10 protein-coding genes (1 of these 10 cut by a window edge) are annotated in these 13,734 nt (G+C 63.8%); 8 read left to right on the top strand and 2 right to left on the bottom strand.

Annotation, left to right across the window (positions count from 1 at the left end):
• Positions 1-23: 23 nt before the first annotated feature.
• From ptsP to NKH21_RS09265, 7 genes are all read left to right on the top strand, one after another.
• Entirely contained in the window at positions 24-2,294 is a 2,271-nt protein-coding gene (gene ptsP / locus NKH21_RS09295) for a phosphoenolpyruvate--protein phosphotransferase (RefSeq protein ID WP_292661374.1), read from the top strand.
• An 8-nt stretch (positions 2,295-2,302) separates the two neighbouring features.
• Positions 2,303-3,382: a peptide chain release factor 1 gene (gene prfA / locus NKH21_RS09290; protein ID WP_352864469.1), complete on the top strand. Its 1,080-nt coding sequence runs from the start codon at positions 2,303-2,305 to the stop codon at positions 3,380-3,382.
• Positions 3,375-4,253: a peptide chain release factor N(5)-glutamine methyltransferase gene (gene prmC / locus NKH21_RS09285; RefSeq protein WP_352864467.1), complete on the top strand. Its 879-nt coding sequence runs from the start codon at positions 3,375-3,377 to the stop codon at positions 4,251-4,253. Before prfA ends, prmC begins: the two co-directional genes overlap by 8 nt.
• Positions 4,254-4,584: 331 nt before the next feature.
• Positions 4,585-5,559 carry a DUF4167 domain-containing protein gene (locus tag NKH21_RS09280; protein ID WP_352670289.1) on the top strand — a complete coding sequence of 325 codons (975 nt, stop codon included), beginning with the start codon at positions 4,585-4,587 and terminating at the stop codon, positions 5,557-5,559.
• A 237-nt stretch (positions 5,560-5,796) separates the two neighbouring features.
• The gene (clpB, locus tag NKH21_RS09275) at positions 5,797-8,403 is read left to right on the top strand and encodes an ATP-dependent chaperone ClpB (RefSeq protein ID WP_352670287.1); all 2,607 of its coding nucleotides are present in this window, start codon (positions 5,797-5,799) and stop codon (positions 8,401-8,403) included.
• Positions 8,404-8,550: 147 nt separating this feature from the next.
• Complete coding sequence (locus NKH21_RS09270; protein WP_352670285.1) at positions 8,551-8,916, top strand: MmcQ/YjbR family DNA-binding protein; 366 nt, start codon at positions 8,551-8,553, stop codon at positions 8,914-8,916.
• A 236-nt stretch (positions 8,917-9,152) separates the two neighbouring features.
• Positions 9,153-10,634: a L,D-transpeptidase family protein gene (locus NKH21_RS09265; protein WP_352864463.1), complete on the top strand. Its 1,482-nt coding sequence runs from the start codon at positions 9,153-9,155 to the stop codon at positions 10,632-10,634.
• 21 nt (positions 10,635-10,655) lie between these two features.
• On the opposite strand, the gene NKH21_RS09260 is transcribed toward NKH21_RS09265, so the two are convergent.
• On the bottom strand, positions 10,656-11,288 hold the full coding sequence (locus tag NKH21_RS09260; protein ID WP_352670282.1) for a TMEM175 family protein: 633 nt from the start codon (positions 11,286-11,288) through the stop codon (positions 10,656-10,658).
• Between the two features lie 168 nt (positions 11,289-11,456).
• Here NKH21_RS09260 and NKH21_RS09255 point away from each other — a divergent pair, with 168 nt between their 5' ends.
• Positions 11,457-13,022 (top strand): MFS transporter, encoded by a 1,566-nt coding sequence (locus NKH21_RS09255; protein WP_352670279.1) that lies wholly within the window; start codon positions 11,457-11,459, stop codon positions 13,020-13,022.
• A gap of 17 nt (positions 13,023-13,039) precedes the next feature.
• Here NKH21_RS09255 and NKH21_RS09250 read toward each other — a convergent pair whose 3' ends face one another.
• Positions 13,040-13,734: the end of a M23 family metallopeptidase gene (locus tag NKH21_RS09250; protein ID WP_352864459.1), read on the bottom strand. Its footprint extends 1,264 nt past the window's final position; the window shows 695 of its 1,959 coding nt (coding positions 1,265-1,959); its start codon lies off the right edge, out of view; it ends in the stop codon at positions 13,040-13,042.

The raw sequence follows: 13,734 nt of genomic DNA, 5'->3' as shown, positions 1-13,734 counted from the left end.
ACGCTATTGGAGAAGAAGCCGCGATGCGTGATTCGGCCAGCGGCCCGCGCGTTTTGCTGAAACGGCTCCGCGAGCTCATGCAAGAGCCGCTGGAGCCGCAGGAGCGGCTTGACCGAATCGTGCGCGACATCGCCTCCAACATGGTTGCCGAGGTCTGCTCGCTCTATGTGCTGCGCGCCGATTCGGTGCTCGAACTCTACGCGACCGAAGGCCTGAACCCGAACGCCGTCCACCTGGCGCAGCTCAGGCTGGGCCAAGGCCTGGTCGGCACGATCGCGGCCTCGGCGCGGCCGCTCAACCTCTCCAACGCGCAGGAGCATCCGGCCTTCGCCTACCTGCCGGAGACAGGGGAAGAGATATACAATTCTTTCCTCGGTGTGCCGGTGCTGCGGGCAGGGCGGACACTGGGCGTCCTGGTCGTGCAGAACAAGACCATGCGCCATTATCGCGACGACGAGGTCGAGGCGCTGGAAACGACGGCGATGGTGATCGCCGAGATGATCGCCACCGGCGATCTGGAGCGGCTGACAAGGCCCGGCCTCGAGCTCGATCTGCGCCGCCCGGTAAGCTTTACCGGCCTGTCCTTCAACGAAGGCGTCGGGCTCGGCCATGTGGTGCTGCACGAGCCGCGCATCGTCGTCACCAATCTGTTCAACGAGGACAGCGAGGAAGAGGTCAGGCGGCTCGACGCGTCCCTCGGCTCGCTCAGGCTCTCTATCGACGACATGCTGGAGCGCCGCGACGTCGCCTTCGAGGGCGAGCATCGCCAGGTGCTCGAAGCCTATCGCATGTTCGCCAACGACCGCGGCTGGGTGCGCCGGCTCGAGGAGGCGATCCGCAACGGCCTGACGGCCGAAGCGGCGGTCGAAAAGGTGCAGAGCGACATGCGTGCCCGCATGCTGCACATGACCGATCCGTACCTGCGCGAACGGATGAGCGATTTCGACGATCTCGCCAATCGGCTGCTGCGGCAGCTTATGGGGCGCGGTCCGGAGGACGTCGCGGCCTCGCTGCCCAAGGACGCCATCATCGTCGCTCGCTCGATGGGGGCTGCCGAGCTGCTCGACTATCCCAGGGACAAGCTGCGCGGGCTGGTGCTGGAGGACGGCGCCGCGACCAGCCATGTCGTCATCGTGGCGCGGGCCATGGGCATACCGGTCGCCGGCCAGATGAAGGGCGCCGTTTCCATGGCGGAAAACGGCGATGCCATCATCGTCGACGGCGAGGAAGGCGCGATCCATCTGCGGCCGCAGCCCGACCTCGAGGCGGCCTATGCCGAGAAAGTGCGCTTCAGGGCGCGGCGGCAGGAGGTCTACCGCGAACTGCGCAAGAAGCCGTCGGTGACCAAGGACGGTGTCCAGGTCGATCTTCTGATGAATGCCGGGCTGGCGGTCGATCTGCCGCAACTGGCCGAAGCGGGCGCGGCCGGCATCGGCCTGTTCCGCACCGAGCTGCAATTCATGGTCGCTTCGACCTTTCCGCGCGCCGAAGCCCAGGAGCGGCTCTATCGTGACGTGCTCGAGGCGGCGCGTGGCAAGCCGGTGACGTTCCGCACCATCGATATCGGCGGCGACAAGGTGCTGCCCTATTTCAAGGGCTCGATCCAGGAAGAGAATCCGGCGCTCGGCTGGCGCGCCATCCGTCTGACGCTCGACCGGCCCGGATTGCTGCGCACCCAGATCCGCGCGCTGCTCAAGGCGTGCGGTGGACGCGAACTGAAGCTGATGCTGCCAATGGTGACCGAACTCGGCGAGATCGCGCAGGCGCGCGAGATCATCGATCGCGAGGTGCGGCATCTGTCGCGTTTTGCCCATCATTTGCCGACCAGCCTCAAGCTCGGGGCGATGCTGGAGGTGCCGTCGCTGCTGTTCCAGCTCGATGAACTGATGAAGGCGGTCGATTTCGTCTCGGTCGGCTCGAACGACCTGTTCCAGTTCGTCATGGCGGTGGATCGCGGCAACACCCAATTGTCCGACCGCTTCGACCCGCTCTCGACGCCGTTCCTGCGCGTCCTGAAGCAGATTGCCGACGCCGGGGCGCGCAACCATACGCCGGTGACCCTGTGCGGCGAACTTGCCGGCAAGCCGATTTCGGCGATGGCGCTGATCGGCCTTGGCTACCGCTCGATCTCGATGTCGCCGGCATCGATCGGCCCGGTCAAGGCGATGCTGACGGAACTGCCGCTCAGCGAGTTGGAAGCGTTCTTCGACGACAATCTGATGGCGCCGGCGCATGGCCTGCCGATGCGGGCGCTGCTGCAAGCCTTTGCCGACGACCGCTCTATACCGCTATAGACTTCGCCATGATCAACCTGCCCCGCGACCGTATGGATCAAGTCGTCAAGCGTTTCGACATGCTCGAAGCGCAGATGTCGGCCGGGCCGGCGCCGGACGCCTATGTCAGAATGGCCTCCGAATATGCCGACATCCAGGAGATGGCGGCAAAGATCAGGGCACTGCGCGCCGCGGAGCGCGAACAGGCCGATCTGGAGGCGATGCTCGCCGACAAGGGCACCGACGCCGAGATGCGCGCCTTGGCCGAGGCCGACCTGCCGGAGGTCAAGCATCGAATCGAGGCGCTGCAGAAGGACATCCAGATCCTGCTGTTGCCAAGGGATGCCGCCGACGACAAGAACGCCATCCTCGAAATCCGCGCCGGCACCGGCGGTGACGAGGCGGCGCTTTTCGCCGGCGACCTGTTTCGCATGTACGAGCGCTATGCCGCGGCGCATGGCTGGCGTTTCGAGACGGTGTCGGCCAGCGAGGGTGAGGTCGGCGGCTACAAGGAAATCATCGCCACCGTTTCGGGTAAGGGCGTCTTTGCCCATCTGAAGTTTGAATCCGGCGTGCACCGGGTGCAGCGCGTGCCGACGACCGAGGCGGGCGGACGCATTCATACCTCGGCGGCGACGGTCGCTGTGCTGCCGGAAGCCGAAGAGGTCGACATCGACATCAGGGCCGAAGACATCCGCATCGACACGATGCGCGCCTCGGGTTCAGGCGGCCAGCACGTCAACACCACCGATTCGGCCGTGCGCATCACCCATCTGCCGACCGGCATCATGGTGGTGCAGGCGGAAAAGTCGCAGCACCAGAACCGGGCGAAGGCCATGCAGATCCTGCGCGCCAGGCTCTACGATCTTGAGCGCAGCAAGGCGGACGAGGAACGTTCCGAATCGCGCAAGTCGCAGGTCGGCTCGGGCGACCGCTCGGAACGCATCCGCACCTATAATTTTCCGCAGGGTCGCGTCACCGATCATCGCATCAACCTGACGCTCTACAAGCTTGACCGGGTGATGATGGGCGAGCTCGACGAGATCATCGACGCGCTGATCGCCGATCACCAGTCGAAGCTGCTCGCCGACATCGGCATTGATGGCTGACAGCCTGCCCGCCACGCTGGCGCCGCTGCTGCGGGAGGCGCGAAACCGGCTCACCGCAGCCGGAGTTGCGGATCCGGCGCTCGATGCCAGGCTGATCGTCGAGCATTTTTCCGGCACCAGTCGCACGCAGGCCATCGCCGAGCCCGGGCACGCGGTCGATGCGGACGTGACGGCGGCAATCGAAGCCGCCTTGCGACGGCGCATCGCCGGCGAGCCGGTACACCGAATCCTTGGCTACCGCGAATTCTACGGCTTGCGCCTTTCGCTTTCGCCGCAAACGCTGGAGCCGCGGCCGGATACCGAAACGCTGGTCGAGGCTATACTGCCCTTCGTCAAGGCGATAGCGGCACGCGAAGGCGGTTGCCGCATCCTCGATCTCGGGACCGGCACCGGTGCCATTGCGCTGGCGCTGCTCAGCGCCGTTCCGGCCGCGACCGCCACCGGCGTCGACATTTCGCAGGAGGCGCTGGCCACAGCCATGCGTAATGCCGGGGAATTGGGGCTCGCCGGCCGGTTCACGGCGCTCGAATCCGACTGGTTTGAAAAAGTTTCTGGCCGGTACCATGTAATTGTCGCAAACCCTCCCTATATACCCTCAGACGACATTGGAAATCTGCAGGACGAGGTCCGCGGTTTCGATCCACGCCAGGCCCTCGATGGCGGCGTGGACGGTCTGAGCCCCTACAGGAAGATCGCCGCAGGAGCGGCAGCGTATTTGGAACTCCAAGGCAGGATTGCGGTCGAGATCGGCCATACGCAGCACCAACAGGTTACGGAGATATTCTCCGCGGCCGGGTACCGTTCGGTCGGGGCGTTTCGTGATCTCGGCGGAATCGACAGAGTTCTTGTGTTCGAACGGTGGAAGCCGTGATGCAGTGCGAAAAAAGCGCTTGGCAATACCGGGGAATGCGGCTAGGGTCGCCATAACCGGATGAGACGAAGCAGGCAGTGCTCTTAGCGATTCGGTTTTCCTTGGAAATAGCTGCCTTCTTGCGCAAACGACGCCCAAGCTTCGTGCGGGAATCGTCCGGCAAGTGAAGTAACCGGAACAGGATGGCACGTGGCGCCAACGCAATTGATGCGGGCGAACGCCGGTGAAGGAACGAAACGGCTGGCCGCATGAGCGCCTCCGTTCGTGAAGAGTTTTTCGAAAATTTCAAAGTGAAGAGAGTCTAATGAGGCCACAACAGCAAAACAGGCGCATGCGCGGTCGCAACAACAATGGCGGCGGCGGCAACAACAATAACAACAACAATCGTAAGGGGCCGAATCCCCTGACGCGCAACTACGAGAGCAACGGCCCGGACGTGAAGATCCGCGGATCGGCTCAGCAGATTGCCGAGAAGTACGCAACCCTTGCCCGTGACGCGCAAAGCTCCGGCGACCGGGTGATGGCGGAAAACTATCTCCAGCATGCAGAACACTATAACCGCATCATCGCAGCCGCTCAGGCGCAGATGCCGATCCAGAACGCCCAGCAGAATCGCGACGATTTCGACGATGATGGCGACGAGGATCGCGACGAGTTCGACAATGCCGGCAACAACAATGCCAACGAGACGTCGGGTTCGACCGTCAATCACGGGGCCGGCCCGCAGCCGGTCATCGATGGCACGCCGGCCGAACTGGCGCTGAACCAGGAAAACAGCCGCGACAATCGGGGCGGTCGCGACAACCGTGACGGCCGCGACAACAATGGCGGACGCCACCGCGACCGTCGTCCCAACGGCGGTTACGGCCAGAACGGCCAGCGCGGCGAGTATGGCGCGCGCGGCGAGCAGGGTGGCCAGCGCATCGAACAGCCACGGCGCGACGAGACGCCGGCGCAGGCGGAGCCCGTACCGGCCGCTGAACCGGACTTTGTGGGTGAGCCCGCACCGCAATTCGACAATTTTTCGCCGGCGGGTCTCGCCGCCCAGGCCGAGCTCAACGAAGCCGCTGCCGAAAACAGCCCGGCCCGCCGCCCCAGGCGTCCGCGTCGCCCGCGCCTCGATGTCGAACAGGCAAATGGCGGCAACGACAACGCCGGCCCTGAGAGTGCCGAGACAAGCAATGCCAAGACGGGCAATGCCGAGACTGGCAATACCGAGACTGGCAATACCGACGCTGGGAATGTCGATGCAGCGCCGGCTGAAGGCCCCGGCGGTCAAGCTGTGATCGCAGACGTCGAGAATTGATCGAAAAAACGTTCAGCCGACCTTAGCGCATCCTTTACCCTGGACGGCGGAGAGAAATCTCCGCCGTTTTGTTTTGTGCGCTCGCGATATTATGCGTCCGCCAGTGTCGAGGCGTCTTGAGGGTCCGTGGTTTGCGTCCCATATCTTGCGTGAACAGGATCCGGCTCGAACGGGCGGGTCCGTCACCGCAATCTGATCCGGTGCCGCGAAGCGGGCCGGTGACGGAAGGAGACAGGCATGAATCTTGAAAAATATTCCGAGCGTGTGCGCGGCTTTATCCAGTCCGCGCAAACCATGGCGCTTTCCCGCAATCACCAGCAATTCACCCCCGAACATATCCTTAAGGTCCTTGTCGATGACGACGAAGGCCTCGCTGCGTCGCTGATCGAGCGCGCCGGCGGCAATGTCCGTGACGTCAAGCTCGGCGTTGAGACGGCACTGGAGGCAATGCCCAAGGTCGAGGGCGGCAATGGCCAGCTCTATCTGGCGCAGCCGCTGGCAAAGGTGTTTTCGACCGCCGAGGAACTGGCCAAGAAGGCCGGTGACAGCTTCGTCACCGTCGAACGGCTATTGCAGGCGCTGGCCATGGAAAAATCGGCCAAGACCGCCGACATCCTGTCAAAGGCGGGTGTCACGCCGCAGGCGCTGAACCAGGTCATCAACGACGTACGCAAAGGTCGCACCGCCGATTCGGCGAGCGCCGAGCAGGGCTACGACGCGCTGAAGAAATATGCGCGCGACCTGACGGCCGACGCTCGCGCGGGCAAGCTCGATCCGGTCATCGGCCGTGATGACGAAATCCGCCGCACCATCCAGGTGCTGTCGCGTCGCACCAAAAACAACCCGGTGCTGATCGGCGAACCCGGCGTCGGCAAGACGGCGATCGCCGAAGGGCTGGCGCTGCGCATCGTCAATGGCGACGTGCCGGAATCACTCAAGGACAAGCAACTGATGGCGCTCGACATGGGCTCGCTGATCGCCGGCGCCAAATACCGCGGCGAGTTCGAGGAGCGGCTGAAGGCGGTGCTTTCCGAAGTCACGTCTGCGGCCGGCGGCATCATCCTGTTCATCGACGAGATGCACACGCTCGTCGGCGCCGGCAAGGCGGATGGCGCCATGGATGCGTCGAACTTGCTGAAGCCGGCGCTGGCCCGCGGTGAACTGCACTGCGTCGGCGCCACCACGCTCGACGAATACCGCAAGCATGTCGAGAAGGATGCGGCCCTTGCCCGCCGCTTCCAGCCGGTCTTCGTCAATGAGCCGACGGTCGAAGACACCGTCTCGATCCTGCGCGGCCTGAAAGAGAAATACGAGCAGCACCACAAGGTGCGCATCTCGGATTCGGCACTGGTCGCGGCCGCAACCCTGTCCAACCGCTACATCGCTGACCGCTTCCTGCCGGACAAGGCGATCGACCTCGTCGACGAGGCCGCGTCGCGGCTCCGCATGCAAGTCGATTCGAAGCCCGAGGCGCTGGACGAGATCGACCGCCGCATCATGCAGCTCAAGATCGAGCGCGAGGCGCTCAAGGTCGAGAAGGACGATGCCTCGAAGGACCGGCTCGCCCGGCTCGAGAAGGAACTCTCGAACCTCGAGGAGGAATCGACCGAGCTGACCTCGAAATGGCAGGCCGAGAAGCAGAAGCTCGGGCTTGCCGCCGACCTCAAGAAGCAGCTCGACGAGACGCGCAACGAACTTGCCATTGCCCAGCGCAAGGGCGAATTCCAGCGCGCCGGCGAACTTGCCTATGGCAAGATCCCGGAACTCGAAAAGCAGCTGCAGCAGGCCGAAGCCAGGGATGGCAAGGCCGGCATGGTCGAGGAAGTGGTCGGCCCCGACCACGTCGCCCATATCGTCTCGCGCTGGACGGGGATCCCGGTCGACAAGATGCTGGAAGGCGAGCGCGACAAGCTGTTGCGCATGGAAGACGAGATCGGCAAGCGAGTCGTCGGCCAGGGCGAGGCGGTGCAGGCAGTGTCGAAAGCCGTACGCCGTGCGCGCGCCGGCCTGCAGGATCCGAACCGGCCGCTCGGCTCGTTCATGTTCCTCGGGCCGACGGGCGTCGGCAAGACCGAATTGACCAAGGCGCTGGCCAGCTTCCTGTTCGACGACGAGAGCGCCATGGTGCGTATCGACATGTCGGAGTTCATGGAGAAGCACTCGGTCGCCCGGCTGATCGGCGCGCCTCCCGGCTATGTCGGCTATGAGGAAGGCGGCGCGCTGACCGAAGCGGTACGGCGCCGGCCCTATCAGGTCGTGCTGTTCGACGAGATCGAAAAGGCGCATCCGGACGTCTTCAACGTGCTGCTGCAGGTGCTCGACGACGGCCGGCTGACCGACGGGCAGGGCCGCACTGTCGACTTCCGCAATACGCTGATCATCATGACGTCCAATCTCGGCGCCGAATATCTGGTCAATCTTAGCGAGGACCAGGATGTCGACGTCGTGCGCGACGAGGTGATGAATGTCGTCAGGGCTTCGTTCCGGCCGGAATTCCTCAACCGCATCGACGAGGTGATCCTGTTCCACCGGCTGCGCCGCCAGGATATGGGCCAGATCGTCCAAATCCAGCTCAAGCGGCTGGAAAACCTGCTTGTCGACCGCAAGATATCGCTTTCGCTCGATCAGGAGGCGATCGACTGGCTGGCGGCCAAGGGTTACGACCCGGCCTATGGCGCGCGGCCGCTGAAGCGGGTGATGCAGAAGGAATTGCAGGACCCGCTGGCGGAAAAGATCCTGCTCGGCGAGATCCTCGATGGCTCGACCGTCAAGGTCACCGCTGGATCCGACCGCTTGAACTTCCGCTCGAAGCCCGCAGTCGTGGCAACCGAGGCGGCCGCCTGAGTTCAAGCTAAGACCTGTTCCATCCCGATGGAATCGGGATGGAATTCCTATCTTCAATCTTGACCATGATCTTTTCCGAAAAATCGGCATCCGCTTTTTGCTAAGCCGACCTTTGGTTCATGGTCCTACACCACTGGCGGGGCGCAGATGACGTTGGACGACTACAACAGTTTCTGCGCCTCGCTGCCTTCGACGACCCATGTCGTGCAGTGGGGCGGCGCCCATGTCTGGAAAGTCGGCGGCAAAGTCTTCGCAATCGGCGGCTGGAGTGAAGGCAAGGAGCCGTTCGTCACCTTCAAATGCTCCGATATCGCCTATGATGTGCTGAGGGAACAGCCGGGCCTTCGGCCGGCGCCGTATCTCGCCTCGCGCGGCATGAAATGGATCCAGCGCCGGACAAGCGAAAGCATGGATGATGAGGCGCTGAAGGATTATCTGCGCGAAAGCCACCGTCTTGTGGCGCTGAAGCTGACGAAGCAGGCGCGCAAGGAGTTGGGGCTCACTGTCGTCTGATCGGTCAGAAATCCGCCATCTTCATGCCCGGTTCATATTGGAACCTTATGGTTGACAACTGATTTGCCGTCGAAGGGGTTCGCCTGCCGCATCGGCCCGAAGATCGAATTCGATGTTCGGAAAGCACGTGCGGAGATTCAGGTGTTGGAGCGACCTTGCGCGTCCGAAAGGACGCGCGGCGCTCTGAGGGGACAACGCCGACGGCGGCATTTACGGACCGGAGAATCTTGGCCACCATGTTGCGCACCATCTTCACCCTTTCAGCGCTTGCTGCCGGGCTGCTGGCGTCTAATGCGATGGCCTCACCGCTGGCGGACACCGTACCGGGGGTTGTTCGCGCTGCCGATACGGGCGGCGTTCTGATCGCCCAGAACGGCAATCTCGATATCTACTACGACGCCAGGGGAAACCGCGTCATCGTCGATGCGGAGACCGGCAAGGTTGTCGCCATCCAGCCGCCGCAGACCAGGCTCGACCGCCGTGCCTTGCGCCGTGAGCGCTTGCGCAATCTCGGACCGGTCGAGGACGACCGCTATTATCTCTACGACCCGCAGGACATGGCGCGCTACCGCCGCAGGCAGTTGGAAGACGAGGGCAGGATCATCGTGCCGCCGGCCGACGACTACGATCTTAATGGCGACAATTCGGTGGAAGCGTTCCCCGAAGCGCCACCGGATGACGGCTACGGCAACGATTATCCGGAGGCAGCGCAGCCGGTGAAGCCGCGCACCATCGAGCGCCAGCCGCTCAACGAGGCCTCGATCGAGCCGGTCGAGCCGACAGTGCCGAACGAGCAGGCGGCCTTGCCGCCAGACACAGCCTCGCCGCCAAACACTGGCGGCAAGACGGCGGTCGACCCGTCGCTTGCGCTCGGCGCCCGCGAGGACGTGGCGGCGCTGCAGGTGCTGCTCGACCGTGCCGGTGCGTCGCCCGGCGTCATCGACGGACGGTTCGGCTCGAATGTCGACAAGGCGCTCGCCGCCTATAATGAGATCACCGGCAGCAATCTGAAGTCGACCGACGCGATCGGCATCCAGGCCGCCCTGGCGCAATCCGGCGGCGATGCCTTCGCCTCCTATACGATCACGCCCGAGGATGCGGCCGGTCCCTATGTCGCATCGATACCGGAGGACTACAGCCAAAAGGCCCAGCTCGATCGCATGGGCTACACGTCGGTGCCCGAAGCGCTGGCCGAGCGCTTCCACATGGACGAGGCCTATCTGAAATCGCTCAATCCGGAGGCCAATTTCAATCGTCCAGGCACCATCATCAAGGTCGCCAATTTCGGGAGGCTGGTGGCGACGCCGGTGGCGCGCATCATCGCCGACAAGGCCAACAAGCAGGTCCGCGCCTATGATGCGGCGGGCAAGCTGGTCGCAGCCTATCCGGCGACTATCGGCTCGTCGGACACGCCGTCGCCGTCCGGCACGCATACGGTGTCGCGTGTCGCGCTGGACCCGAACTACACTTACAACCCGAACATCAATTTCAAGCAGGGCGAAAACGACAGGATCCTGACCATCCCGCCGGGGCCGAACGGCCCGGTCGGCTCGGTCTGGATTGCGCTGGACAAGCCGACCTACGGCATTCACGGCACGCCGGATCCGTCAAAGATCGGCAAGACTGAGAGCCATGGCTGCGTGCGGCTGACCAATTGGGATGCGCGCGAGCTGGCCAAGATCGTGACGCCCGGCGTTATCGTGGAGTTCGTCGAGTAAAGCGCAACGCCTTCGCTCGAATCACCCGATGACCTTGCGCAGCAGTGGCGCGTGCAGCGCTGCGGCATAGATCAACTGCATCACCAGGATAAAGCCGACGCTGAGCAACGGGCTGATCAGGCACAGTGTCGCGCCGACGGCCCACAGGATCTGTGCCTTGACGATGCGCAGATAGACCGTTCGGGTGGTCTCCGCGTCGACACCTTCGGCCAGAAATCCGTTCTTGTCCGCATAGCGCCAACTGGCGAGCAGCGTCAGGCCGAGCATCAAAAGATTGAGCCAGTAGACGATCACCGCAGTCCTGAATTCGAGGAAGTCGGCGAGAAGGTCGGTCGAGAACGGCAGCAAGGCGATGAAGCCGAGGAAGCAGAGGTTCAGCGTGGCAAGCCGCCGGTCGGATTTTGCGATCAGCCCGTGTTGCGCCTGCTGGCCGAACCAGAAGATGGTCAGCGTCAGGAAGCTGAGCGCATAGGTCAGGAAGCGCGGTGCCAGTGCTGTGATCGCGGTGATCAACTCGCGTTCGGAATGCACCGTTTCATGCGCCGGCACCCTGATCTCGAGAACGATCAGGGTGAGCGCGATGGCGAACACGCCGTCGGTGATGCCGACGACGCGCCCGCGCCCTTCCGCCGAGGGTTCGAGCGGTCGTTTCATGCGGTATTTCCCCCCTTGTCCGTGGCGCTGCGAGAAGCTTAGCACGGCATCTGTCGTTTGCACCCGGAGCGCCGTGATCCTGCCTGTATGGCCAGGTTGGCCTGGTTTCAATGAGAACACCGTGCTGGCCGGTTGTCGCCGGCGCGCCGGCGATCTAGGTAAGGCGGCATGCACACGCCAACCAAAGTCGGTACCGGCGCCGTTCCCCTGACCGGCTCGCTTCCCGCCGATACGTTCTGTCCGCAGGCACAGCGGCGGTTCGTGCTGATCGCCGCGATCCTGGCTTCCGCGCTCGGCTTCATCGACGGGTCGGTCCTGGCCATTGCGACGCCGGCGATCCGCGTCGACCTCGGCGCCAGCCTCGCCGAGGCACAATGGATTTCCAATGCCTATGCATTGACGCTTTCAGCCCTCATTCTCGTCGGCGGCGCCGCCGGCGATCGCTTCGGCCTGCGCCACTCTTTCGTCGCCGGCATCGTCCTGTTCATTGCCGCCTCGCTTGCCTGTGCGCTGGCGCCTAACCCGGCAGTGCTGATTGCATTTCGGGCTATCCAGGGTGTCGGAGCGGCCATCATGGTGCCGGGCAGCCTGGCCATTATCGCCAAAGCGTATCCGAAAAAGGAACGCGGCCGGGCGATCGGCATCTGGGCCGCGGCATCGGCACTGACGACGGCGCTCGGCCCGGTGCTGGGCGGCTTCGTGCTGTCAGCGTTCGGCGACGGCATCTGGCGGGCGATCTTCGCCATCAATCTGCCGCTCGGTCTTATCTCGATCTATCTTCTGCTGGCCAAGGTCCCTGCCGACGCGCCGGCGGAAAAGCGCAGCCTCGATCTCGGCGGGGCTGCACTCGCCATATTGGCGTTCGGAGCTCTCGCTTACGGCCTGACCTCGATGAGCGGCGACGGGGAGGGGCTGATGTCCGGCCCGAGTATTGTCGCCGGTGCAGTTTTGCTCGTCATGTTCATCGTCTTCGAGCGCCGGCGGCGCGAGCCGATGATCGATCTGTCGCTGTTTCGGATCGGCGCGTTCGCGGGCGCCAATGTGGCGACCTTCTTCCTTTATTTCGCGCTGTCGGCCAATCTGTTCTATCTGCCGATGCTCATGATCGCCGGATGGGGGCTGAGCGCGGCCGAGGTCGGCTTCATATTCCTGCCGTTGTCGGCACTGATCGCACTGTTGTCCGGACCGGTCGGCCAGTGGTCCGACCGCATCGGGCCTCGCTTTCCGATCGCCAGCGGCAGTCTGGTTGTGGCTCTTGCCTTTGCCGGACTTGCCTTGCTGGCCTATTGGGGCATCCACAATTTCTGGCTGGGGGTATTCCCGCTGATGGCGTTGATGGGGTTCGGCATGGCGCTGGTGGTATCGCCGCTGTCGACCGCCATCATGACGGCGGTCGAGGACAAGGATACGGGTGCGGCCTCGGGCATCAACAACGCCGTTTCGCGCATCGGCGGCCTGATCGCCGTGGCGGCGATGGGATCGCTGGCGGCCTGGGTTTACGCTGGCGTGCTCGGCACCGGTGCCGGCTCCGGCATTCCGGGTTTCGGCGAACCGCCGCCAGCCGGCCTGGCGCCCGGCCTCGATGCGGCGCGACTTGCCGCCAGCGACGCGGCATTCGCCGCCGTTGCCGCAGTGACCGCGCTGCTTTGCCTGCTTTCGGCAATCACTGCGTGGACGACGGTTTCGGGCGAGCGGCTGCCATGGGCGCGCGACACGGCGAATCAGCAGGGCTGACGACGAAAAACGTCGGCTCAGCCTTCGATCTTGGCGCTCGCGACCTTCAACTGATTGCTGTCTTCCTGCTTGAGCAGGTCGTCGATGCGTTCCCGCTCGCGCTTGAAGGCGACGAGGTCGTCGCCCTTCAGCGTCTTGCCGACCGGCAGGCGGACGCGCATCGAATCGACCTTGGTGCCGTTGACGATCAGTTCGTAATGAAGATGCGGACCGGTGGAGAGGCCGGTTGAGCCGAGATAGCCGATAACCTGACCCTGGCGAACGCGAACACCCGGCTCGATGCCTTTGGCAAAGGCGCTCTGGTGATTGTAGGACGTCTCGTAGCCATTGGCGTGACGCAAGATGATCTGCTTGCCATAGCCGCCGGCCCAGCCGGCCTTTTCGACGACGCCGTTGCCCGCGGCAATGATCGGCGATCCCACGGGAGCTGCCCAGTCGGTGCCGGTGTGCATTTTCACATACCCCAAAATGGGGTGACGCCTGGCACCGAACCCGGACGTAAACCGGCCATTGGGCAAGGGATTGCGCAGCAGAAACTGCTCGGCGCTGCTGCCGTTTTCGTCGAAGTAGTCGGTGCTGCCGTCCTGCATCTGGAAACGGTAGAAATTTCGCGTCGTGCCGCCGAAAGTCGCGGAGACGTAAAGCAGCTCGGATTCGTCGGACGCCTGGTCGTCGCCATCGGGCTGCGAGAACAGCACCTCGATGCGGTCCG

It is taken from the genome of Mesorhizobium sp. M1329 (assembly GCF_040318035.1).
GTDB lineage: Bacteria > Pseudomonadota > Alphaproteobacteria > Rhizobiales > Rhizobiaceae > Mesorhizobium.
Note: the sequence above shows the minus strand (reverse complement) of the source record. Positions and strands in the feature narration are given on the sequence as shown.

Excerpts from the sequence above, each read along its gene's own strand:
- ptsP (WP_292661374.1), top strand. The coding sequence starts at position 24 with ATGCGTGATTCGGCCAGCGGCCCGCGCGTTTTGCTGAAACGGCTCCGC.
- NKH21_RS09270 (WP_352670285.1), top strand. The coding sequence starts at position 8,551 with ATGACGTTGGACGACTACAACAGTTTCTGCGCCTCGCTGCCTTCGACG.
- clpB (WP_352670287.1), top strand. The coding sequence starts at position 5,797 with ATGAATCTTGAAAAATATTCCGAGCGTGTGCGCGGCTTTATCCAGTCC.
- NKH21_RS09265 (WP_352864463.1), top strand. The coding sequence starts at position 9,153 with ATGTTGCGCACCATCTTCACCCTTTCAGCGCTTGCTGCCGGGCTGCTG.
- prmC (WP_352864467.1), top strand. The coding sequence starts at position 3,375 with ATGGCTGACAGCCTGCCCGCCACGCTGGCGCCGCTGCTGCGGGAGGCG.
- NKH21_RS09255 (WP_352670279.1), top strand. The coding sequence starts at position 11,457 with ATGCACACGCCAACCAAAGTCGGTACCGGCGCCGTTCCCCTGACCGGC.
- NKH21_RS09280 (WP_352670289.1), top strand. The coding sequence starts at position 4,585 with ATGCGCGGTCGCAACAACAATGGCGGCGGCGGCAACAACAATAACAAC.
- NKH21_RS09260 (WP_352670282.1), bottom strand. The coding sequence starts at position 11,288 with ATGAAACGACCGCTCGAACCCTCGGCGGAAGGGCGCGGGCGCGTCGTC.
- prfA (WP_352864469.1), top strand. The coding sequence starts at position 2,303 with ATGATCAACCTGCCCCGCGACCGTATGGATCAAGTCGTCAAGCGTTTC.